Raw genomic sequence first — 19,856 nt, forward strand, 5'->3', positions numbered from 1 at the left:
CGGACCAGCGGCATAGGCTGAGGGCATGGTGACTGAAAGCGCCCTACTCTCGTCCATTCCCACGCAACTCTGGATCGGCGGACCGGTGGACGCCACGGGGGGTGCGACGTTCCCGGTACACAATCCGGCCACGGGTGAGGTGATCGCCCGGGTTGCCGACGCCACCCCGGATGATGCGGTTCGCGCGCTCGACGCGGCCGTCGCAGTGCAAGCCGAATGGGCCGCGACTCCGGCCCGGCAGCGCGGGGAGATCCTGCGTGCGGTGTTCGAGGCGATCACCGCGCGGACCGAGGAGTTCGCGCTGCTGATGACCCTCGAAATGGGAAAGGCGCTGCCGGAGAGCCGCAATGAGGTGCGCTACGGCGCGGAGTTCTTCCGCTGGTTCAGCGAGGAGGCGGTCCGCATCCACGGCCGCTATCAGCCCGCCCCGGCGGGGACCGGCCGGATTCTGGTGCACAAGCAGCCCGTCGGCCCGTGCCTGGCCATCACGCCGTGGAACTTCCCGCTGGCCATGGGAACTCGCAAGATCGGCCCGGCGCTGGCGGCCGGTTGCACGATGATCGTGAAGCCCGCGGGCGTCACCCCGTTGACCATGCTGCTGCTGGCCGAGCTGTGCAGCCGGGCGGGTCTGCCCGACGGCGTGCTGTCGGTGGTCACCACCTCGCATTCGAGTGCGGTCACCGCGCCGCTGCTGAACGATCCGCGCCTGCGCAAACTGACTTTCACCGGGTCCACCCCGGTCGGCAAGAAGCTGGTCGAGCAGTCCGCGCACGGCCTGCTGCGCACCTCCATGGAATTGGGCGGCAATGCCCCGTTCGTGGTGTTCGACGACGCGGATATCGATGCGGCCGTGCAGGGTGCGGTGCTGGCCAAGCTGCGCAACGGCGGTGAGGCGTGCACCGCGGCGAACCGTTTCCACGTTCACAATTCGGTTCGCCAGGAATTTACCGACAAGCTCGTGGCGGCCATGGGCGAATACAAACTCGGCAATGGCGTCGATCCGGAAACGACTCTCGGCCCGCTCGTCAACGAAGATCAGCTCGACACCGTGAGCGAACTCGTCGATGACGCGGTCTCGGCGGGCGCGCAGGTGCGCCTCGGCGGCAAGGCTCCCGGCGGCCCGGGCTGGTTCTACCCGGCGACCGTGCTCACCGATATCCCGCCCGCGGCCCGCATCCTGCGCGAGGAGGTGTTCGGCCCGGTCGCGCCGATCGTCGGTTTCGATACCGAGGAGGAGGGCCTGGCCGCCGCCAACAACACCGAATTCGGCCTGGTCGCCTACGTTTACACGCGCAGTCTGGACCGTGCGCTGCGCATTGCCGAGGGCCTGGAGACCGGCATGGTCGGTGTGAACCGCGGCGTCATCTCGGACCCGGCCGCGCCGTTCGGCGGCGTGAAGGAGTCCGGTTTCGGGCGTGAGGGCGGCTTCGAGGGTATCGAGGAATACCTCAGCACCAAATACATCGCCCTGCCCTAGACAGAAAAAGAACCGCCCCGGGGTCGAAACACCCGGGGCGGCCTGGGGAGGCTGCATCCGTGGCATCGCATGCAGCTGTGGTTTGTGTGGGCACGCCGAAACGCGCACCGCTCGATGTATCGGTCCGAGCGGTGCGCGGTGTTAACGAGAAATCTTGATCAGTGCCCCAAGCGGCCGCGGCCGAGTCGGAGCAGCAGCATCGCCAGGGTGTGTCCCTCCTGGCCGAGCTCGCTGAAACGCTCCAGCACCTTCATCTCGCGGGAGTGCACGAGTTTGGGGCCGCCGTTGGCCATCCGCGTTCGCCCGATGATGCGCGAGACCTCGGTGCGGCGCTTGATGGCCGCGAGGATCTCGGCGTCCAGCTTGTCGATTTCCAAGCGCAGCTTTTCGATCTCAGCCTCGGAGGGCAAGGCGGAATCCGACCCGGTGGCAGACTCGGAATGTCCCGTCGTCGAGATGCTCATACTTTCAACTCCTCGTGGTCCAGAACGTCGATCGGCGGGTGGACCCATCCTGTTACCGATTGGTTCTTCACCAAAGAATCAGACCTGTTGGCCTAGACATTGTCCCCCCGGTGTCGGGCTCAGGTGCAATGCGTCGCCGTAGAGCCGGTCATCCGACGAGTGTGCCACGCGGGGTGACCTGAGCAAAACAGGTACATTTAGGAATCTGCTGAGTTTCCCGACCCGGTCGAGTTCACCGGAGATTCGCCGGACCGGCACTTATCGGACACCTGTGCGAACCCGGCCGTCGGCTGTCGGTGCGCGCCGGTAGCGTGGATGGGCGATGAATACGACGGTGGCACAGGACGGGCAGAAGACCGGGCACGCGCGGGGCAGCGAGTTGCTCGAGGGGTTGAATCCACAGCAGCGTGCCGCGGTGATGCATACCGGCACCCCGCTGTTGATCGTGGCCGGGGCCGGGTCGGGCAAGACCGCGGTACTCACCCGGCGGATCGCCTATCTCCTGGATGCGCGCGGGGTGCGGCCCGGCGAGATCCTGGCCATCACCTTCACCAACAAGGCCGCCGCCGAGATGCGCGAGCGGGTGGCCGGACTGGTCGGCCTGCGCGCGGCCGGCATGTGGGTGTCCACCTTCCACTCCAGCTGTGTGCGCATCCTGCGCACCCAGGCGGCGCTGCTGCCGGGGATGAACTCGAACTTCTCCATCTACGACGCGGACGACTCACGTCGCCTGCTGGGCATGATCATTCGCGACTTCGAGATCGACGCGAAGAAGTATTCGCCGCGTCTGCTGGCCACCGCCATCTCGAATCTCAAGAACGAGCTCATCGACGCCGAGCAGGCCGCCGCCGATGCCGCCAAAGAGGACAGTGAGCTGCCGCGCCTGGTGGCCCGGGTCTACGACGAGTACCAGCGGCGGCTGCGCGCGGCCAATGCCCTGGACTTCGACGATCTGATCGGCGAGACGGTGTCGATCCTGCAGCGGCATCCGCAGGTGGCCGAGTACTACCGCCGCCGCTTCCGGCACGTGCTGGTCGACGAGTATCAGGACACCAACCACGCCCAGTACGCGCTGGTGCGGGAACTGGTCGGTCACCACCGCAATCTGTGGGGCGACGACCCCGAGACCGAGGACACCCGGGATCAGATCGCGCCCTCGGAGCTGTGCGTGGTGGGCGACGCCGACCAGTCCATCTATGCCTTCCGTGGCGCAACCATCCGCAATATCGAGGAGTTCGAGCGCGACTTCCCGGATGCGGAAACCATTCTGCTGGAACAGAATTACCGCTCCACCCAGCACATTCTGACCGCCGCCAATGCGGTGATCGCCCGCAACGAGGGGCGCCGCGAGAAGAAGCTGTGGACCGATCAGGGCGAGGGCGATCTCATCGTCGGCTATGTGGCCGACAATGAGCACGACGAGGCCATGTTCGTGGCCAAGGAGATCGACAAGCTGGTCGATCAGGGCGACGCCAACTACGCGGATGTGGCGGTTTTCTACCGCACCAACAACAACTCCCGTGCGCTGGAAGAAATCTTCATCCGCATGGGCCTGCCCTACAAGGTCGTCGGCGGCGTGCGCTTCTACGAGCGCAAGGAAGTCCGCGACATCGTGGCCTACCTCCGTGTGTTGGAGAACCCCAACGATGCGGTGAGCCTGCGACGGGTGCTCAATACCCCGCGCCGCGGCATCGGTGACCGCGCCGAGGCGTGTGTGGCCGTGCATGCCGAACAGCGCAATATCGGTTTCGCGCAGGCACTGCGGGATGCGGCGGACAACAAGGTGGCGCTGCTCAATTCCCGTTCGGTAAAGGCCATTTCGGGGTTCCTGGACTTGCTCGAGGAGATTCGGGCGGCGGGCACCCAGGCCGATATGGACTTCCCGGATGTGGGTTCGGTGGTCGAGGCGGTGCTGGATCGCACCGGGTATCGCGCCGAGCTGGAGGCGTCCGATGATCCGCAGGACGGCGCACGCCTGGACAACCTGAACGAATTGGTCAGCGTCGCACGTGAATTCAGTTCCGAGGCGCGCAACAATGTGGAGGCCGCACGGGACGAGGGCATCATTCCCGAGCAGGCCGAGGGTGAGCCGGAGCCGGGTTCGCTGGCCGCGTTCCTGGAGCGGGTGTCGCTGGTGGCGGACGCCGATCAGATTCCCGAAGAGGGTTCGGGCATGGTCACGATGATGACCCTGCACACCGCCAAGGGCCTGGAGTTCCCGGTGGTCTTCGTGACCGGTTGGGAGGACGGCCAGTTCCCGCATATGCGTGCGCTGGGTGATCCCACCGAGCTGCAGGAGGAGCGGCGGCTGGCGTATGTCGGCATCACCCGGGCGCGGCAGCGACTGTATCTGTCACGCGCGATCGTCCGTTCGGGCTGGGGTCAGCCGGTGTCGAATCCGGAATCCCGCTTCCTACAGGAGATTCCGGGGCATCTGCTGGATTGGCGACGGCTCGAGCCCGCGCCCTCGCAGAGTTCCTCGGGCTTCCGCCGCCGCCGGGGCGAGGACGACGGCCTGGATCGGGATTGGACGCGCGGCGACGGCTGGTCGGAGTCGCGGCCGGGCCTCGGTGGCCGGGGTGATCGTCGCCCGGCTCCGGCGGCGGCCGCGGGCGGCAAACGCAATAACTCCGGTCTTGTTCTTGCCGTGGGTGATCGGGTCAATGACGACAAGTACGGGCTCGGTCGAGTGGTGGCCGCGGAGGGCTTCGGCGCGCTGGCCACGGTCACCATCGATTTCGGTAGTGCGGGCAAAATCCGGCTGATTCCGCAGTACAGCCGGACCTTGACCAAACTCTGATCACTCGGTGTAGAGCCGCAGGACGTCGTACGCGCGTACGGCGTCCTCGGGGAACACCAGGATCCGGAAGCGGTCCTTGAGGTTTCGCCACCGGTGGATGGTTGCCCGGCCCATGGTGGCGCGTACCCCGTGATCGCGCAGCAGCTGCCGCACGGCGCGCGCGGACTGCATGTCGTACACGGTGGCGGCGGCCACCAGCAGCCCGAATTCGTCGTCGTCGGTGCGGGTCCGGAGTTTCATGCTCGACTCCCGTTGTCCTGCTTGGTCTTCAGCATGGCGAGTTGCGCCTGTTCCTCATGATGATGCTGGGCGGTCAGCAGTTCGCGTTCGGCGGGTGGGTCGGCGCGCAGGAAGCTGCCCTGCCCGGGTGCGCCCGCCGCGCCGAGCTTGCTCATCTTCTTCGGCACCGCAGCGCCTTCGTATTCCACCGGCCCCAAGGACTGATGCACCTCGATGTATTCGCCGTGCGGCAGTCGCTTGATGATGCCGGTCTCGATGCCGTGGTCGAGCACCGCGCGGTCGCTGCGCTGCAGGCCCAGGCAGAACCGGTAGGCGATGGCATAGGCCAGCGGCGGCGCGAGCAGCAGCGCGATCCGGAAGAACCAGGTGGTCGCGTTGAGCGAGACGTCGAACTTCAAGGCGATGATGTCGTTGACGCAGGCGAGGGTGAGCACCAGGTAGAACGCGATGGCCATGGCCCCGATCGCGGTGCGCACCGGCACATCTCGCGGCCGCTGCAGCAGATTGTGCCGCGCGGTGTCCTTGGTCAGCCGCTTCTCGATCCACGGGTAGATGGGGATGACCGCCAGCACCAGGCCCATCACCACGGCCACCCAGAACGGCGCGGGAATGGTGTAGCGCCCCAGGTAGATCTCCCACGGTGGCATGAGCCGGGCCAGGCCGTCGGTCCACATCATGTAGAAGTCGGGTTGCGAGCCCGCCGACACCTGAGCGGGGTTGTAGGGCCCCAGATTCCAGATCGGGTTGATCTGGAACAGGCCACCCATGAGTGCGACGGTGCCGAGGGTGAAGGCAAAGAACGCACCCTGATCCAGCGAGAACACCGGAATGATGCGCGCGCCCACCACATTTCGCTCGGTGCGGGCGGGCCCGGGGAACTGGGTGTGTTTCTGGTACCAGACCAGCGCGATGTGCGCGCCGATGAGGGCGAGCATGATGCCCGGGAACAGCAGCACGTGCGTGATGTAGAGCCGTGGGATGAGCACGGTGCCCGGGAATTCCCCGCCGAAGAGCAGGAAGTGCAGCCAGGTGCCGATCACGGGGACCGCCATGGTGATGCCGCCGAGCGGCGACCGCAGTCCGGTGCCCGAGAGCAGGTCGTCGGGCAGCGAGTACCCGAAGTAGCCCTCGAACATGGACAGGATCAGCAGCAGCGCGCCGACCACCCAGGTGGCCTCGCGCGGTTTGCGGAACGCGCCGGTGAAGAACACCCGGCACATGTGAATGATCATCGAGGCGAGGAAAAGCAGTGCGGCCCAATGGTGTAGCTGCCGCACGAACAGTCCGCCGCGCACGTCGAAGGAGATGTCCAGGACGCTGCGGTAGGCGGCCGACATCTGCACGCCGCGCAGCGGCTGGTAGCTGCCGTTGTAGGTCACCTCGGTCATGGACGGCTCGAAGTAGAGGGTCAGGTAGATCCCGGACAGCAGCAGGATGATGAAGGTGTAGAGGGCGATCTCCCCGAGCAGGAACGACCAGTGTGTCGGGAAGACCTTGTTGATGGAGCGTTTCAGGCCCGCGGCCAAGTGATACCGCTGGTCGGCGGCATCGGCGCGGTTCGCGGTGGTAGTCATGAAAACCAGACGCCGCAGGGTCCCGAAACGTGACACCTTTCTACGACAGAATGTCGTAGATCACACCGTCGACCTACGAACCGCAGGTCAGCGCGGTAGCAGGTTCGACAGCGCTTCGTCGAGAGTCGGGTAGCGGAAGCGGAATCCGTTGTGGCGCAGCACCTCGGAGGTGGCGTGCCGACCGGTCAGTCCGAGCGCCGGATCGGTCCGCAGCAGCACCGCGCCGACGGTCAGCGCGGGCGCGGGAGTCGGCGGCGACCAGGGCCGCCGCAACTGCCGGCGCAGGGTGGCCATGAGCTCCTTGTTGCGCACCGGGAAATCGGTGGCCGCGACCAGCACACCATTGGGCAGTGCCACCCGGGGATCCAGTCCGAGCCCGGCACGCACGATGGCCAGCCAGTCCTCGAGGTGGATCCAGCTGAACCACTGCCGGCCATTGCCGACGCTGCCGCCGAGTCCCGCCTTGGTCAGTGCCACCAGGCGTTTCATGGCGGGCGCGTCCGGGTCGAGGACGATCGAGGTGCGCAGGATGGTCCAGTGCGTGGCGTTGGCACCGTCGAAGGCTTCCTCCCAGGGCTGCGCCACCCCGGTCATCTGCGGCAGGCCGGGATCGGGCAGCGGAGTGCCTTCGGTGCAACGGATTTCGCCCGCGTCGGCCCAGATGGCGGTGGTGCTGGCCTGGATCCAGTGTTCGATGGGCCGATCCAGGGTCTTGGACGCCTCGACCAGCGCCCGCGTGGAATCGACTCGGCTGCGGCGCAATTCGGCGACATTGCGGGCGGTGGGGCGGCAGTCGACGAGCTTGCCCGCGAGATTGATGACCGCGGTACGCCCCGGGTTCCGCAGGGCGTCGGCCCAGGCCCCGACGGTGCGGCCGTCCCATTCGTATTGCGGGTAGGGCAGTTCCGGGACGGTGCGGCGGGTCAAAATGACCACGCGCTGCCCTCGGCAGGTCAGATCGGCGGCGAGGGTGCGCCCCAAGGCGCCGGTGCCACCCGCGATCACGACCGTCTGCGCGTCCGCGGCGGGCTTCAGCCCGGCCAGCTGCGCCAGGCGTGCGAAGCAGGTGTGGGTGTCGGTCTCGAGCAGATTGCCGACAACCTTGCGCATGAGCTTGCCGGAAGGGCCCGTGAAGGTGAGCTGCTGAGTCAGCAGCGTGCCGCCGTCACGCGGGGTGAGCACCCAGCGCATCCGCATGGTGCCCGCGGGTTCGGGCTGCTCGATTGTGAGTTCGCGATCGAGCACGAAGGTCGATACGACGAAGGGTTTCGCCAGCCGCCCGTGCACCGCCTCGTTGACGCGGCCGCGCGGCAGGTAGTCGCCGGTGGTCCCGGCGGCGGGCGCGGCGTGCAGGGTCAGCGCGCTGACGGCCGGATTCCATTGCGGCCACCGGGTGGGATCGCCGAGCACAGTCCACAGTTGCCGTGGTTCGAGGGCGATCCACTGGGTGTACGTCGTTGTACGAGGCATGGTTCGACGCTATTACCGCTGGGCTGCGGCCGGAAGCGTGGCCTTCGTCGCAGCACCACGTGTCACGGTCGCAGCCCGGCGGTGTCGCGGATCAGGAGATGGTGACGGAGGAGCCCAGGGTGAACTTGTGTCCCCTGGAGGTGCAGTTCAGGCCGCCGCGCGGAAGCCCGCCGATGCAGGTGACGCCCGCGTAGTCGATGCGGGTGCCCTGGTAGACGTTGGCGTCGCGGGGGACGTCGGTGATCCAGCGGCTGCCGGGACGGCCGTGCTGTCCGCCGAGGCCGAAGGTCGGGTGCGCGGGCAGGATCGAGTTGTCGATGACGACATCGCCGATCGGAATGATCCCCCACAGCGCCTGGCCGGGGCCGAGATCGCAGCCGACATCGCCATTGGCGTGGATGGCGCAGTTGGAGGCGCCCATCCAGTCGGAGAAGTACAGGGTGTCACCATCGAGGAATTGGGAGTTGTCGGCCTCGGTCAATCCGATATCCGCTGAGGCGACGCCGTTTCCGGCGATAATGAGCGCCACCGATGCCACGGCCGCGCCGAGAAATGTACGTGCGTTCATGATCATCGACCATAGCCATCGGATCTCACCGGCACCAGCGAACATTCGATCGATAATCAGAATTCGGTGATCGATAAACACACCTTCTCGATAATGTCCGCTATTGGCGATATGTCCTTCGGTGGGGCGCGAAAACCTCACTGCCGGAGGAAGATAGCGCTGGCGTCGATCGGACGCTTCAGCACGACAGAAGGCATGTGATGACCGAGAAGATTCGCGTCGAAGGCACCATCACGGTGCACAAGTACGAGCCGGTCCCCTATGACGAACCCGAGCAGGGTCCGGTGCTCACCCGAATTCACGTGGAGGAGAGTTTCTCCGGCGGTATCGAGGGCGACGGCGTGGTGGAATTCCTGCAGTCCTCCAGCCCCGACGGCACCGCCAGTTTCGTCGGCATCGAGCGCATCACCGGCTCGGTGGACGGCAAGTCCGGCACCTTCCTGCTGCAGGATCAGGGCAGCGTCGCGGACAATATCGTCAGCGGTGAATGGTTCGTGGTTCCCGGTTCCGGCACCGGCGATCTGACCGGACTGCGCGGCGAGGGCGGCTTCAAGGCCAATCTCGGTGAGGGCGCGGAGGTCTGGCTCGACTACTGGTACGAGTGATGTCGCCCAAAACCGCCCTGATCACCGGGGCCGCCACCGGCATCGGCCGCGCCATCGCGGAAACGCTTGCCGCGCAGGGCGTCCGGGTGGCGATCAATCATCCGCACACCCCCGAGCTCGCCGACGAAGTGGTCGCGAAGATCGAGGCGGACGGCGGTCAGGCGCTGGCGGTGGCCGCGGACGTCCGCGATCGTGACGAGTACGCGGCCATGGTCGCCCGGGTGCTCGAAACCTGGGGCAGCTGGGACATTCTGGTCAACAATGCGGCGGTCGCGATCACCAAGCCGTTCGCCGAGGTGACCTCGGAGGAGTTCGATCTGAGCTTCGCCGTGAACGTCAAGGGCGTCTTTCACGGCATGCAGCTGGCCTGGGGACAGATGGCCGACAACGGCCGGATCATCACCATCTCCAGCTCCACCACCGCGCTCATGCTGCCCGGCTACGCCGTCTACGACTCGACCAAGGGTGCGGTGGAGCAGTTCACCCACATCCTGGCCAAGGAGTTCGGGCCGCGCGGCATCACGGTGAACGCGGTCAGCCCGGGCGCCACCGAAACCGAGACCTACCGGACGGGCAAGAGCGAGGAGTTCCTGTCCCGCCTGGAGGCCATGAGCGCGTTCAACCGGCTGGGCAAGCCGAACGAAATCGCGGCTGTCGTCGCATTTCTCGCCAGTGATGCCGCGAATTGGGTGACGGCGCAGAACATCCGCGTCAACGGCGGCACGGCCTAGCCCGCCGCTATGCCCAGATCTCACCGATGGGTGTGAACTCCGCCGGCGCCGATTGCGGCGTCGGCGGTGGGGTGCGCGAGAACCGAGGCGCGGGAGCGGGTTGCAACATGCCGTCGACCTCGACGAGGGAGCCGCGGGCGCGCAGGTGTTCATCCTGCGCGGCCTCGGTCCAGGTGCGGATCGGGGTGACGCAGGCGTCGACGCCGTCGAAGAGCGCGGCCCATTCGTCCTGGGTCTTGCTCGCGAACGTCTCGGTGAAGACCTTGCGCAGCACGTCCTGTCCGGCCGGATCCATCTGGTGCGGCAGGGTTTTCGGGTCCAGTTCGAGCACGCGCAGCAGTTCGGCGTAGAATTGCGGCTCGAACGCGCCGACCGCGAGATGCTTCCCGTCGGCGGTGGAATACGTGTCGTACCAAGCCATTCCGGTATCGAGCAGGTTGGTTCCGCGCTCGTCGGACCACATGCCGCCCTGGTGCAGGATCCAGAGCGAATGCGCCAGGGTCAGCGCGCCGTCCACCATGGCCGCGTCCACCACCTGCCCCTGCCCGGAACGTTCCCGCTCGTAGAGCGCGGTAATGATGCCGAGCACGAGGAACACCGATCCGCCGCCGTAGTCGCCGAGCAGGTTGACGGGCGGCACGGGTCGCTCGCCCTTGCGCCCGATTGCGTTGAGCGCACCGGTGAGGCCGATGTAGTTGATGTCGTGCCCGGCCCGATCGGCGCGCGGCCCGTCCTGACCCCACCCGGTCATCCGGCCGTAGATCAGGCGCGGATTACGTTGCAGCGCTTCCTCCGGCCCGAGTCCGAGCCGTTCCACCACACCCGGCCGGTAGCCCTCGATCACCACGTCGGCCTTGTCGATGAGTTCGCGTACCGCCGCGATCTCGTCGGCGTCCTTGAAGTTCGCCTGCACGAGGGTCCGCCCGCGCAACTGCGCCCGCATCGGGCCGACCGCCGACCCGTCTCCGGGCCGCTGTACCCGCACCACGTCCGCACCCAGATCGGCCAGCATCATTCCCGCGTGCGGTCCGGGTCCGATGCTCGCCAGCTCGACGATCCGCACCCCCGCCAAAGGTCCCTTGGTCATGGCAAAAGTAGAACACGTTCTACAACGGTGTGCCAGCTTGCGGCCCGGGGCCTCGACTTCAGTTGACGTAGGCGCGCTCGATGATCGACTCGGTGTCGACGCCGGTCGGCAGGGTGCCGAAGGCGATGCCCCAGTCGCCGCCGAAGCGGGTGGCGCAGAAGGCGTCCGCGACGGCCGGGTGGCCGTGGCGCACCAGCTGCGCGCCCTGCAGGACGAGGGCCATCAACTCCACCACACGCCGCGCGCGATATTCGATATCGGCGAAGTCGGTGAGCTCCTTGCCGATTCGATCGATGGCCGTGTCCAGGTGGCGGTTCGCACCCCGGGACAGGTTCACCTCATTGAGGAACGCCTCGACCGTCTCGGGCTGACGCCCCATGGCGCGCAGCGCGTCCAGCGCCGCCACATTGCCCGACCCCTCCCAGATGGACATGAGTGGGGCCTCGCGGTACAGCCGCGGCATGCCCGATTCCTCGGCATACCCGTTGCCGCCGAAGCACTCCAGCGCCTCGGCCGCGTGCGCGGGGGCGCGCTTGCACACCCAGTACTTGGTGACCGCCAGCGCGATGCGGCGCAGCGCCGCCTCGGCGGGGTCGCCGTCGGCGCGGTCGGTGGCACCGGCCAGCCGCATCATCACGGTGGTCGCGGCATCGGCCTCGATCACCAGGTCGGCCAGCACATTTCGCATGGCGGGCTGATCGACGAGGTACTTGCCGAACGCCATGCGGTTGCGCGCGTGATGGGTGGCGAAGACGGCACCGGTGCGCATCACGGTGGCGGAGCCGATCACACAGTCCAGGCGGGTCATATTGACCATCTCGATGATGGTCTTCACGCCCGCGCCCTCCTGGCCGACCAGCCAGCCGATGGCGTTCTCGTACTCCAGTTCCGAGGAAGCGTTGGACTTGTTGCCCAGCTTGTCCTTGAGCCGCTGGATGCGCAGCGCGTTGCGGGTGCCGTCGGGCAGCACCCGGGGCAGCATGAAACACGACAGGCCGCCGGGCGCCTGGGCCAGCGTGAGGAACATGTCGCCCATGGGGTGCGAGGTGAACCACTTGTGGCCGACGATGCGGTACGCGCCGTCGGAAAGCGGTGTGGCCGTGGTGGTATTGGCGCGTACGTCCGAGCCGCCCTGCTTCTCGGTCATCGACATGCCCGCGATGAGACCGGCCTTGCTGGAAGGCTCGCGCAGCCCGAAGTCGTAGACGCGCGACGCCAGCAGCGGCTCGTACTTCGCCGCCAGTTCCGGATTGTGGCGCAGCGCGGGCACCACCGCGTAGGTCATGGAGATCGGGCACATGTGCCCGGCGTCGGATACGCCCCAGGCGGCGAGCTTGGCGGCGCGGGCGGTGTGCGCGCCGGACCGGTCGTCGCGCCACGGCGTGCCGTGCAGGCCATGGGAGACAGCGACATCCATGAGCTGATGCCAGGCCGGATGGAACTCCACCTCGTCGATGCGGTTGCCGTAGCGATCGTGGGTGTGCAGGATCGGCGGGTTCTCGTTGGCCAGCCGCCCCCACTCCTGCGCCTCGACGCCGCCCGCAAGCGCACCCAGTTCCCGCACCTCGGCCTCGGCCCAGCCGGCGCCCTCCCGGTGCAGGCCCTCGATCAGCGCGGGATTGCGGGAGTTGTCGAACGGCGCGATGGGCGGCACCTGGTTGAAGACGTCGTGCGTATGCATTGCGGAGTGACTCCTATTCGTGGGGGACGCCCAACGCGCGCAGCGCGAAGGCGACGAGTTCCGGCAGCACCGATTCGCTCTGCAGCTGTTCCGACAGCGGGCCGACCAGCACTTCGCCGATGGCTCCGACCAGTGCGGTGGCCGAGGTGAGCGGATCCTGCGGCGGCAGTTGACCATTCGCGACACCGTCGGCGATGGCATTAACGTAGGTCTCGGCGAAGGCGCGGCGGAAGCGCAGTCGTTCGGCGTCGACGGCCGCATCCACCGGCTCGGCGAGCAGCACGTAGGCCAGTTTCGGATTCTTGAGCGCACGCCCGGCGAAGGTCTCCACGGCCGCGGTGACCCGGTCGGCGGCGCTGCGCCCCTCCCCCGCCGCCCCGGCCACGGCGACCGCCTCGACCTCGCGGGTGACCACCTCACGGAAGACGGCGGTCACCAATTCGGCCTTGCCGCTGAAGTTCTTGTACACGGTGCCGGTGGCGACGCCCGCCTCGGCGGCGACCGCGGCCATGGACAGTCCCGCGAAGCCGTCGCGGGAGAGCACGGTCATGGCGGACCGCACGATCGACCCCGCCTGGGCGTCCAGGCGCGCCTGGACGGCGGGGGTTCTGCGATAGGCCATGCAAGAAGTGAACCACCGATTCATTTCTTGACGCAACCCCCGGTTTACGGCGTAACGTCGCGGCCGTGACAGTACGAGTGGAACGCAACGGCCCCGTCTACACCGTGATCCTGCACCGGCCCGAGGCCCGCAATGCCGTCGACGGACCGACCGCGAAAGCCCTGGCCGACGCCTTCCGCGAATTCGACGCCGACCCCACCGCCGCGGTCGCGGTGCTGTGGGGCGACGGCGGCACCTTCTGTGCCGGCGCCGACCTGAAAGCCTTGGGCACCGAGCGCTCCAACGCGGTCACCGAGGACGGCGACGGTCCGATGGGCCCCACCCGGATGAAGCTGTCCAAGCCCGTCATCGCCGCTGTTTCCGGCTACGCGGTCGCCGGCGGCATCGAGCTCGCACTCTGGTGCGATCTGCGAATCGCCGAGCAGGACAGCACCTTCGGCGTGTTCTGCCGCCGCTGGGGCGTGCCGCTCATCGACGGCGGCACCGTGCGGCTGCCGCGCATCATCGGCGAGGGCCGGGCCATGGACCTGATCCTGACCGGCCGCGCGGTGGGCGCACCGGAGGCGCTCCAGATCGGACTCGTCACGCGCGTGGTGCCGACCGGCGAATCCCGCCGTGCCGCCGAGGAACTCGCGCTCGAGCTCGCGGCACTGCCACAGACCTGCCTGCGCTCGGACCGCATATCGGTGCTGGAGCAGGACGGACTCGAGGAGTCCGACGCCATTGCCAACGAACTGCGGCACGGCATGAAGGCATTGACGGACGGGGCCCTCGACGGTGCGCAGCGTTTCGCCTCGGGCGCGGGCCGGCACGGCAGCCGGGCCTGAATGTCACCGCGGCCGGGCCCGACCGCCGGGGAAATCGGGTCGGAGTGATAGCCCCGAATACACCCGGCAGCACCACATGCAACCGATCGGTACGCTAGCCGTTCGATGAATCGGCTGAGCGTGCTGGACGAGATCTTCCTGCGGTCGCATCGGGGCATGGGAACCCCGATCGTCCTGCAGGGACTCTGGCGTACCGCCGAACCCGTGCATCCCGCCCTGCTCTGGCGGGTGCACCGCGATCTGCGCACCGGTCCGCTCGGGCGGCGAGTGGTGCGCCCCCGCGTCCCCGGGGCGCGGCCGCGCTGGCAGACCAATGCGTCGGCCTACCCCTTCGACCTGGTCAAAGAGCCGATCCCGGTTGCGGCGGTACTGGATTGGGCCGACCGGCAGGGCGAGGACCTGAACCCCGAGCTCGGACCCGGCTGGCGACTGTCGGCCGCACGGGTCGACGACGGCGGCTGCGTGGTCGCGCTGACCTGCTCGCACGTCCTGGCCGACGGCCGGGCACTGACCCTCGCCATCGACAACGCGCTCGCAGGCACACCCCTCGCGGCACCCGTGGCAGTCCATTCCGATTGGGCCGACGCGCGGCGCATGTGGGCCACCGTCCTGGGTGGCACCGCCCGCGCCCTGCGCCACGGCATCCCCGCGCGGCCGACCGCCGCACCGAACCGAAAAGCCTTGCCCGGCACCCGGTCCACGGCCGCCACCTGCGCGGCCGTTATAGAGATCTCGGCCCGCGACTGGAACCGCGTCGCCGTCTCGCACGGCGGCACCGCCAACAGCCTGTTCGTGTATCTCATCGCGAACATGCTGTGGGCCAGCGGTTTTCCCGCCGACACCATTGCCGCCAGCCTGCCGGTCGACACTCGCGACGAACCGCGCGTGGACAACGACATGTCCATGACCGAGGTGTCGATCACCCGCGCCGATACCCCGGCCACCCTGCGGCGGCAGGCGCGCGCGGCCTACGAGCACCGCATGACCAGCCCGGGCGGCATCCCGGAGGAACTGCTGCAGGTCGTCCCCGACCGCTGGGCGTATCGGCTGGCCAAGGGCGCGGGCGAACGCGACATCCTCTGCTCGAACATCGGCAATCTGCCCGAATCCCTGCTGGCGCTGGGGCCGCACGCGTGCACCGGGGTGGCGGCGCGCGCCATCCACCCCGGCTTACGCGCGGACGCGCTGCCCCGGACCCGGCTGTCGGGCTATCTCACCCGCATCGCCGACACCTATACGTTGTCGCTGATCAGCCTGGATCCGCAGGCCGTGCCCACCCCGTCGGCGCTGACGGCGCTGGCACTGTCCACCCTGGCCGAACTGGGTCTGCACGGCCGGAGTTGGTAACCGCTAGACCGGAACCGCGGCTTCGGTCACGCGGGCCAGGACGTGTTGCGGCACTTCGACTCCCGCGTCCACATCATCCGAGGTGATCGGGGCGTCGAAGACCTGACGCAGGGGCAGCACACCCGCCCAGACCCCGCCCGCCGCAATGTCTTCCGCGTCGTCGCGGGGGCCACCGGTCCGGACCTTCACCGAGGCCTCGGTCAGGTCGAGGGCCAGCACCGCGGTGGCGGCCATCTCCTTCTTGTTCGGGGAGCGCACGGCGTCCCACGCACCTGGTGCGGCGTGTTCGACGATGACGCGCAGGGCGCGCATGCGCTCGTCGGGATCGGTGAGTTCGACCGGGCGGCCGTGGATCACGGCGGAGCGGTAGTTCATCGAGAAGTGCATGGCCGAACGGGCATACACGATGCCGTTCACCTCGGTGACGGTCAGCGAGACGTCACCGGTCATGGCGGCGCGCATATTGCCGGAACCGGTGGAGCCGTGCAGGTACAGGGTGTCGCCGTCGCGGCCGTAGATGGTGGGGATGACCACCGGGGTGCCGTGCAGGATCACTCCGAGGTGGCAGATCAAACCGGCGTCGAGCAGCGCGTCCAGGTCGGCGCGATCGGTGCGACCCCGTTCCTTGGCACGGGTGAGGCTGCTGCGCGGGGTGGGCGACAGTAGGGTCCGAGTCGAAGCTGTCTCACTCATGAGTCCAGTTTCGGGGGAGAAATGGCATTCCTGAATAGCCAATTCTTCACAAGATCTACAGACCACTTTCGGGGGAGCCACCGTGCCGTTCACACTCGCACATCCGGCCGTCGTGTTGCCGCTGCGGCGGACACTGTGGTTTCCGGGCCTGGTCGCCGGGAGCATCGCGCCGGATCTGCCGTACTACCTACCGGTCGGGGTCGACGCGGAATTCACGCACTCGCTGCTCGGACTGCCGGCGGACATGCTGCTGGGCGCGGCGCTGGTGGCCGTTGCCTGGGCACTGCGACGGACCGTCGCCGGAATGCTCGGTAAAGCCATCACCATGACCCGGCCGACAGTGCTCGGCGGCGCGGTGGCCCTGCTCGTCGGGGCGGTGACACATCTGGCGTGGGATGCCTTCACCCATACCGACGGTGCGGCGGTCCAGCACTGGGAAGTGATGCGGGAGTCCGTGATCGGGCCACACCGCGTCTACAACGTGATCGGCTATATCTCCTCGCTCGGCGGAATGCTGCTGCTGGCGGGCTATCTGGTCGCCTGGTACCGGCGGGCCGCCACCACCGCACCCGACCCCCGACGCCTCGCGGTGCTGCTGTCGTTGCTCGCCGTCGCGGTACTCGCCGGTCTCATCGCCCGAACCGATCCGGTGGCGAAGATCAGCCTCTACGATTGCGTGCGGCACACGCTGATCTACGCAATCACCAGCGCCGGTACGGGTTTCGTCTTGTACGCACTCGTGTCCGGCGCAGCCTCGGCCTCCAGGGGAAATCGTTGATCGCTCGACTCATCGCCACGGCCACCACCACGGCCGCGCTGCTCACCGTGACCACCTCCGCCGCATACGCCGGGCCGATCGGCATCACCGTGCTACCGCGACCCAGCGGTCAGATATCGGTCGGCACCACCACTCTCCACCTCGTCGACCAGCAGCGGCCCGACCCGTTCCATCCGGAGCGGCCGCGCGAGCTGATGGTGTCGGTGTTCTACCCGGCCGTCGACGTCGAGCACTACCTGCGTGCCCACTACGTCTCCAGCCAGCTGGTTCCGGAACTCGAGCAGCAGATCGGCGTGGAACTGCCTGGGCTGCTGACCAATTCGTACTCCGACGCACCGGCGGCGGGCACGGGTTATCCGGTCATCCTGTACTCGCCGGGAGCGGGCGTCACCCGACTGCTGGGCACGGGACTGGCCGAAGATCTCGCCAGCCGCGGCTACGTGGTGGTGACCATCGACCACACCTACGAGACCGGCCCGGCCGTGGAATTCCCCGGCGGCCGCCTGGCCCAGTTCGAGTCGCAGCCCGAGGGTTTCACGCCCGCGCTGCGGCAGCGCTATATCGACGCGCGGCTGCCCGATATCGGCTTCGTGCTGGACTCGCTGACCCGGCTCTCGCTCGGCGACAATCCCGACGCCGAACAGCGCGCCCTGCCCGCCGGCCTCGATCACGCCCTCGACCTCGGGCATGTCGGCATGGTCGGCCACTCCTCCGGCGGTTACACCGCGGTCGAGGCGTTGCACGACGATCGCCGCATCGGCGCGGCCGTCGATCTGGACGGGCAACTCGGTGTCGACGCGGACTTCGGGCGGGCGGCCGTCGAGGGCGTGGACCGGCCGGTGCTGGTGCTGACCAGCCAGCAGATCGAGGAGGTCGGCGATGCCCGGCCATCGCTGGACGCCTTCTTCGGCGTCGGCACCGGCTGGAAAAGGCAACTGTCCCTGCGGGATACGGCCCACTACGACTTCACCGATCTGCCGCTGCTGATTCCCGACGCCGCGCACGCGGCCGATCGCCGCGATATCGGCACCATTCCGGCGGCCCGCGGCGCGAACCTGGTGCACAGCTACGTCGCGGCCCTGTTCGACAAGTTCCTGCGCGACCGCACCGACACGCCGCTCGATCGCGCGCCCAGCGACCCCGAGCTCACCGTCCTGCACTGAGCCACCCCGCCAGTGGCATGCTGACAGCGACAGATCATCGCGACGGCAGGAGTCCACTTGCGAGCAAATCGCCTGGTCGACGATGACCTTCCGTTCACCGTCGACCGCGAGAGCCACACCCCACTGGCCGTTCAGGTCGCGACCGGGCTGCGGCGTGCCGCCACCACCGGCGCGCTGCGCGGCGGGGATCGGCTGCCGTCCTCGCGGGACCTGGCCGACCGGCTCGGGGTGAGCCGTACGGTAGTCACCGCCGCCTACGACCAGTTGCACGCCGAAGGCTGGCTCGACGGCCGCCACGGCTCGGGCACCTATCTGACGGCCGCGCCCGCGCCGGGCGGCGTGCAAGGCACCGGACCCGAACGCGTCGATCCGATGGCGGGGCTGCTCGACCTCGCGGCGGGCGCACCCTCCATCGAGGCCATCGACGCGGCCGCGTGGCGACGCGCCTGGCGGGCCGCCTCGGATCGAATGCCGTTGATCCGCAAGGATCGTCGCGGCGAACCGGAGTTCCTGGAGGCCGTCGCCGAGCATCTGCTGCGGCACCGCGGGCTGGGCGCGGGCAGCGGCACCGCGGTCCTGGCCACCGCCGGAACCAGCTCGGCCGCGGGTGAACTCGCGGCGGCGCTGCTGCGCCGAGGCGACGTGGTGGCCATGGAGGATCCGGGCTATCGGCGGGCCGCCGGTGCGTTCCGCGCGGCGGGCATGCGGCCGGTTCCGGTGCCCGTCGATGCCGAGGGCCTGCGGGTGGATCTGCTGCCCGAGGACGCCCGCATGGTGTATTGCACTCCTGCGCACCAGTTTCCGCTCGGCGCGCGGATGCCCGCCGCGCGTCGCGTCGCCCTCGTCGAATTCGCCCGCCGCACCGGCGCTCTCGTCATCGAGGACGATTACGACGGCGAATTGCGCTACGACACCGCACCCTTGCCGCTGCTGGCCACCCTGGCCCCCGACGCGGTGGTCCATCTAGGCACCACCAGCAAGATTCTGACGCCCACCCTGGGCATCGGCTGGCTGGTCGCCGATCCGTCCGTCGCCGAGGCGGTGCTCGCCTACCGGGAGCTGACCGGCACCAGCCCCGCCCCGGCGGGCCAGCAGGTGGTGGCCGAGCTGGCCCGGCACGGCGATCTGGCCCGCCATCTGCGCCGGTTGCGCCGCGACATGCCGCCGCGCCGGGCCCTCGTGGTGGACGAACTGCGTGGTCGCGGCATCGAGGTGCGCGGCGACGACGCCGGTTCGCACGTCTTCGTCCCACTCACCTCGGCCGAGCAGGAGGACCGCGCGGTGGCCGCGGCCCGCGCGGCCGGGGTGTACCTCGACGCGCTGGCCCGCCACCACCTCGGTCCCCGGCACACCTTCGGCCTGGCCCTCGGATATGCCGCCGTGTCCGCGGCGGACCTGCCGACGGCCGTCCGGTTGGCCGGAGATGCGCTGGAGCGGGTCGTAGAGTGGACCGCATGACCGAAAAGGACATCCACGCGCGCATCAAGGAACTCGTGGATCGCGAGCACGAGCTGCGCGCCCAGACCACCAGCGGCGAGCTCAACCCCGAGGACGAGCGGCGTCAGCTGGCCGAGCTCGAGGTTCAGCTGGACCAGTGCTGGGACCTGCTGCGGCAGCGTCGCGCGCGTCTGGATCAGGGCCGCAACCCCAACGAGGCAGAGGTCAATTCGGCCCGGCAGGTCGAGGGCTACCTCCAGTAGCAAACCGGTAGTCGGATTCCGCGGGAGGC

Annotated in this window: 19 protein-coding genes; 10 read left to right on the plus strand and 9 right to left on the minus strand. The window is 68.3% G+C overall.

What is annotated here, in order from left to right:
* Nucleotides 1-25 precede the first annotated feature (25 nt).
* A complete protein-coding gene (locus ACFXHA_RS23100) occupies nt 26-1,477 on the plus strand; it encodes an NAD-dependent succinate-semialdehyde dehydrogenase (protein ID WP_379359969.1) in 1,452 nt (483 codons plus the stop codon).
* 158 nt (nt 1,478-1,635) lie between these two features.
* Here the strand turns inward: ACFXHA_RS23100 and ACFXHA_RS23105 are convergent, their stop codons facing one another.
* Nucleotides 1,636-1,941, minus strand: coding sequence for a chorismate mutase (locus tag ACFXHA_RS23105; RefSeq protein WP_033085726.1), 306 nt, complete (start codon nt 1,939-1,941; stop codon nt 1,636-1,638).
* A gap of 322 nt (nt 1,942-2,263) precedes the next feature.
* On the opposite strand from ACFXHA_RS23105, the gene pcrA reads away from it, so the two are divergent.
* Nucleotides 2,264-4,741, plus strand: a complete 2,478-nt coding sequence (gene pcrA, locus ACFXHA_RS23110; RefSeq protein ID WP_379359971.1) for a DNA helicase PcrA — start codon at nt 2,264-2,266, stop codon at nt 4,739-4,741.
* Here pcrA and ACFXHA_RS23115 read toward each other — a convergent pair whose 3' ends face one another.
* The 4 genes from ACFXHA_RS23115 to ACFXHA_RS23130 all read right to left on the minus strand — a co-directional run bounded on the left by ACFXHA_RS23115 (nt 4,742) and on the right by ACFXHA_RS23130 (nt 8,593).
* Nucleotides 4,742-4,981 carry a hypothetical protein gene (locus ACFXHA_RS23115; protein WP_379359973.1) on the minus strand — a complete coding sequence of 80 codons (240 nt, stop codon included), beginning with the start codon at nt 4,979-4,981 and terminating at the stop codon, nt 4,742-4,744.
* The gene (locus ACFXHA_RS23120; protein WP_379359975.1) at nt 4,978-6,555 is read right to left on the minus strand and encodes a cytochrome bc complex cytochrome b subunit; all 1,578 of its coding nucleotides are present in this window, start codon (nt 6,553-6,555) and stop codon (nt 4,978-4,980) included. The genes ACFXHA_RS23115 and ACFXHA_RS23120 overlap by 4 nt, the downstream gene beginning before the upstream one ends.
* Nucleotides 6,556-6,642: 87 nt before the next feature.
* Nucleotides 6,643-8,025 carry a DUF1731 domain-containing protein gene (locus ACFXHA_RS23125; protein ID WP_379359977.1) on the minus strand — a complete coding sequence of 461 codons (1,383 nt, stop codon included), beginning with the start codon at nt 8,023-8,025 and terminating at the stop codon, nt 6,643-6,645.
* Nucleotides 8,026-8,116: 91 nt separating this feature from the next.
* Entirely contained in the window at nt 8,117-8,593 is a 477-nt protein-coding gene (locus ACFXHA_RS23130; protein WP_379359979.1) for a hypothetical protein, read from the minus strand.
* Between the two features lie 200 nt (nt 8,594-8,793).
* Between ACFXHA_RS23130 and ACFXHA_RS23135 the strand changes: the two genes are divergently transcribed.
* Both ACFXHA_RS23135 and ACFXHA_RS23140 read left to right on the plus strand, forming a co-directional pair.
* Complete coding sequence (locus ACFXHA_RS23135) at nt 8,794-9,198, plus strand: DUF3224 domain-containing protein (RefSeq protein ID WP_379359981.1); 405 nt, start codon at nt 8,794-8,796, stop codon at nt 9,196-9,198.
* Nucleotides 9,198-9,929 (plus strand): SDR family NAD(P)-dependent oxidoreductase, encoded by a 732-nt coding sequence (locus tag ACFXHA_RS23140; RefSeq protein WP_379359983.1) that lies wholly within the window; start codon nt 9,198-9,200, stop codon nt 9,927-9,929. The genes ACFXHA_RS23135 and ACFXHA_RS23140 overlap by 1 nt, the downstream gene beginning before the upstream one ends.
* Nucleotides 9,930-9,936: 7 nt before the next feature.
* Here ACFXHA_RS23140 and ACFXHA_RS23145 read toward each other — a convergent pair whose 3' ends face one another.
* The 3 genes from ACFXHA_RS23145 to ACFXHA_RS23155 are packed head-to-tail and all read right to left on the minus strand — an operon-like array spanning nt 9,937 to nt 13,319.
* Nucleotides 9,937-11,016, minus strand: a complete 1,080-nt coding sequence (locus ACFXHA_RS23145; RefSeq protein ID WP_379359985.1) for a CaiB/BaiF CoA transferase family protein — start codon at nt 11,014-11,016, stop codon at nt 9,937-9,939.
* A 58-nt stretch (nt 11,017-11,074) separates the two neighbouring features.
* A complete protein-coding gene (locus ACFXHA_RS23150) occupies nt 11,075-12,697 on the minus strand; it encodes an acyl-CoA dehydrogenase family protein (RefSeq protein WP_379359987.1) in 1,623 nt (540 codons plus the stop codon).
* Between the two features lie 13 nt (nt 12,698-12,710).
* Nucleotides 12,711-13,319, minus strand: a complete 609-nt coding sequence (locus tag ACFXHA_RS23155) for a TetR/AcrR family transcriptional regulator (protein ID WP_379359989.1) — start codon at nt 13,317-13,319, stop codon at nt 12,711-12,713.
* A 65-nt stretch (nt 13,320-13,384) separates the two neighbouring features.
* Between ACFXHA_RS23155 and ACFXHA_RS23160 the strand changes: the two genes are divergently transcribed.
* Both ACFXHA_RS23160 and ACFXHA_RS23165 read left to right on the plus strand, forming a co-directional pair.
* On the plus strand, nt 13,385-14,146 hold the full coding sequence (locus tag ACFXHA_RS23160; RefSeq protein WP_379359991.1) for a crotonase/enoyl-CoA hydratase family protein: 762 nt from the start codon (nt 13,385-13,387) through the stop codon (nt 14,144-14,146).
* A 105-nt stretch (nt 14,147-14,251) separates the two neighbouring features.
* Nucleotides 14,252-15,493 carry a hypothetical protein gene (locus ACFXHA_RS23165; RefSeq protein ID WP_379359993.1) on the plus strand — a complete coding sequence of 414 codons (1,242 nt, stop codon included), beginning with the start codon at nt 14,252-14,254 and terminating at the stop codon, nt 15,491-15,493.
* A gap of 3 nt (nt 15,494-15,496) precedes the next feature.
* On the opposite strand, the gene ACFXHA_RS23170 is transcribed toward ACFXHA_RS23165, so the two are convergent.
* Complete coding sequence (locus tag ACFXHA_RS23170) at nt 15,497-16,186, minus strand: pyridoxamine 5'-phosphate oxidase family protein (protein WP_379359995.1); 690 nt, start codon at nt 16,184-16,186, stop codon at nt 15,497-15,499.
* 82 nt (nt 16,187-16,268) lie between these two features.
* On the opposite strand from ACFXHA_RS23170, the gene ACFXHA_RS23175 reads away from it, so the two are divergent.
* Genes ACFXHA_RS23175 through ACFXHA_RS23190 form a run of 4 tightly spaced genes read left to right on the plus strand, consistent with a single transcriptional unit; the run spans nt 16,269 to nt 19,827 of the window.
* The gene (locus ACFXHA_RS23175; protein WP_379359997.1) at nt 16,269-16,964 is read left to right on the plus strand and encodes a DUF4184 family protein; all 696 of its coding nucleotides are present in this window, start codon (nt 16,269-16,271) and stop codon (nt 16,962-16,964) included.
* Nucleotides 16,961-18,127: an alpha/beta hydrolase family protein gene (locus ACFXHA_RS23180; RefSeq protein WP_379359999.1), complete on the plus strand. Its 1,167-nt coding sequence runs from the start codon at nt 16,961-16,963 to the stop codon at nt 18,125-18,127. The genes ACFXHA_RS23175 and ACFXHA_RS23180 overlap by 4 nt, the downstream gene beginning before the upstream one ends.
* 57 nt (nt 18,128-18,184) lie before the next feature.
* A complete protein-coding gene (locus ACFXHA_RS23185; protein ID WP_379360001.1) occupies nt 18,185-19,585 on the plus strand; it encodes a PLP-dependent aminotransferase family protein in 1,401 nt (466 codons plus the stop codon).
* Nucleotides 19,582-19,827, plus strand: a complete 246-nt coding sequence (locus ACFXHA_RS23190; protein ID WP_379360003.1) for a DUF2630 family protein — start codon at nt 19,582-19,584, stop codon at nt 19,825-19,827. The genes ACFXHA_RS23185 and ACFXHA_RS23190 overlap by 4 nt, the downstream gene beginning before the upstream one ends.
* Nucleotides 19,828-19,856 lie beyond the last annotated feature (29 nt).

This window comes from Nocardia sp. NPDC059240 (genome assembly GCF_042753865.1).
Classification (GTDB): domain Bacteria; phylum Actinomycetota; class Actinomycetes; order Mycobacteriales; family Mycobacteriaceae; genus Nocardia.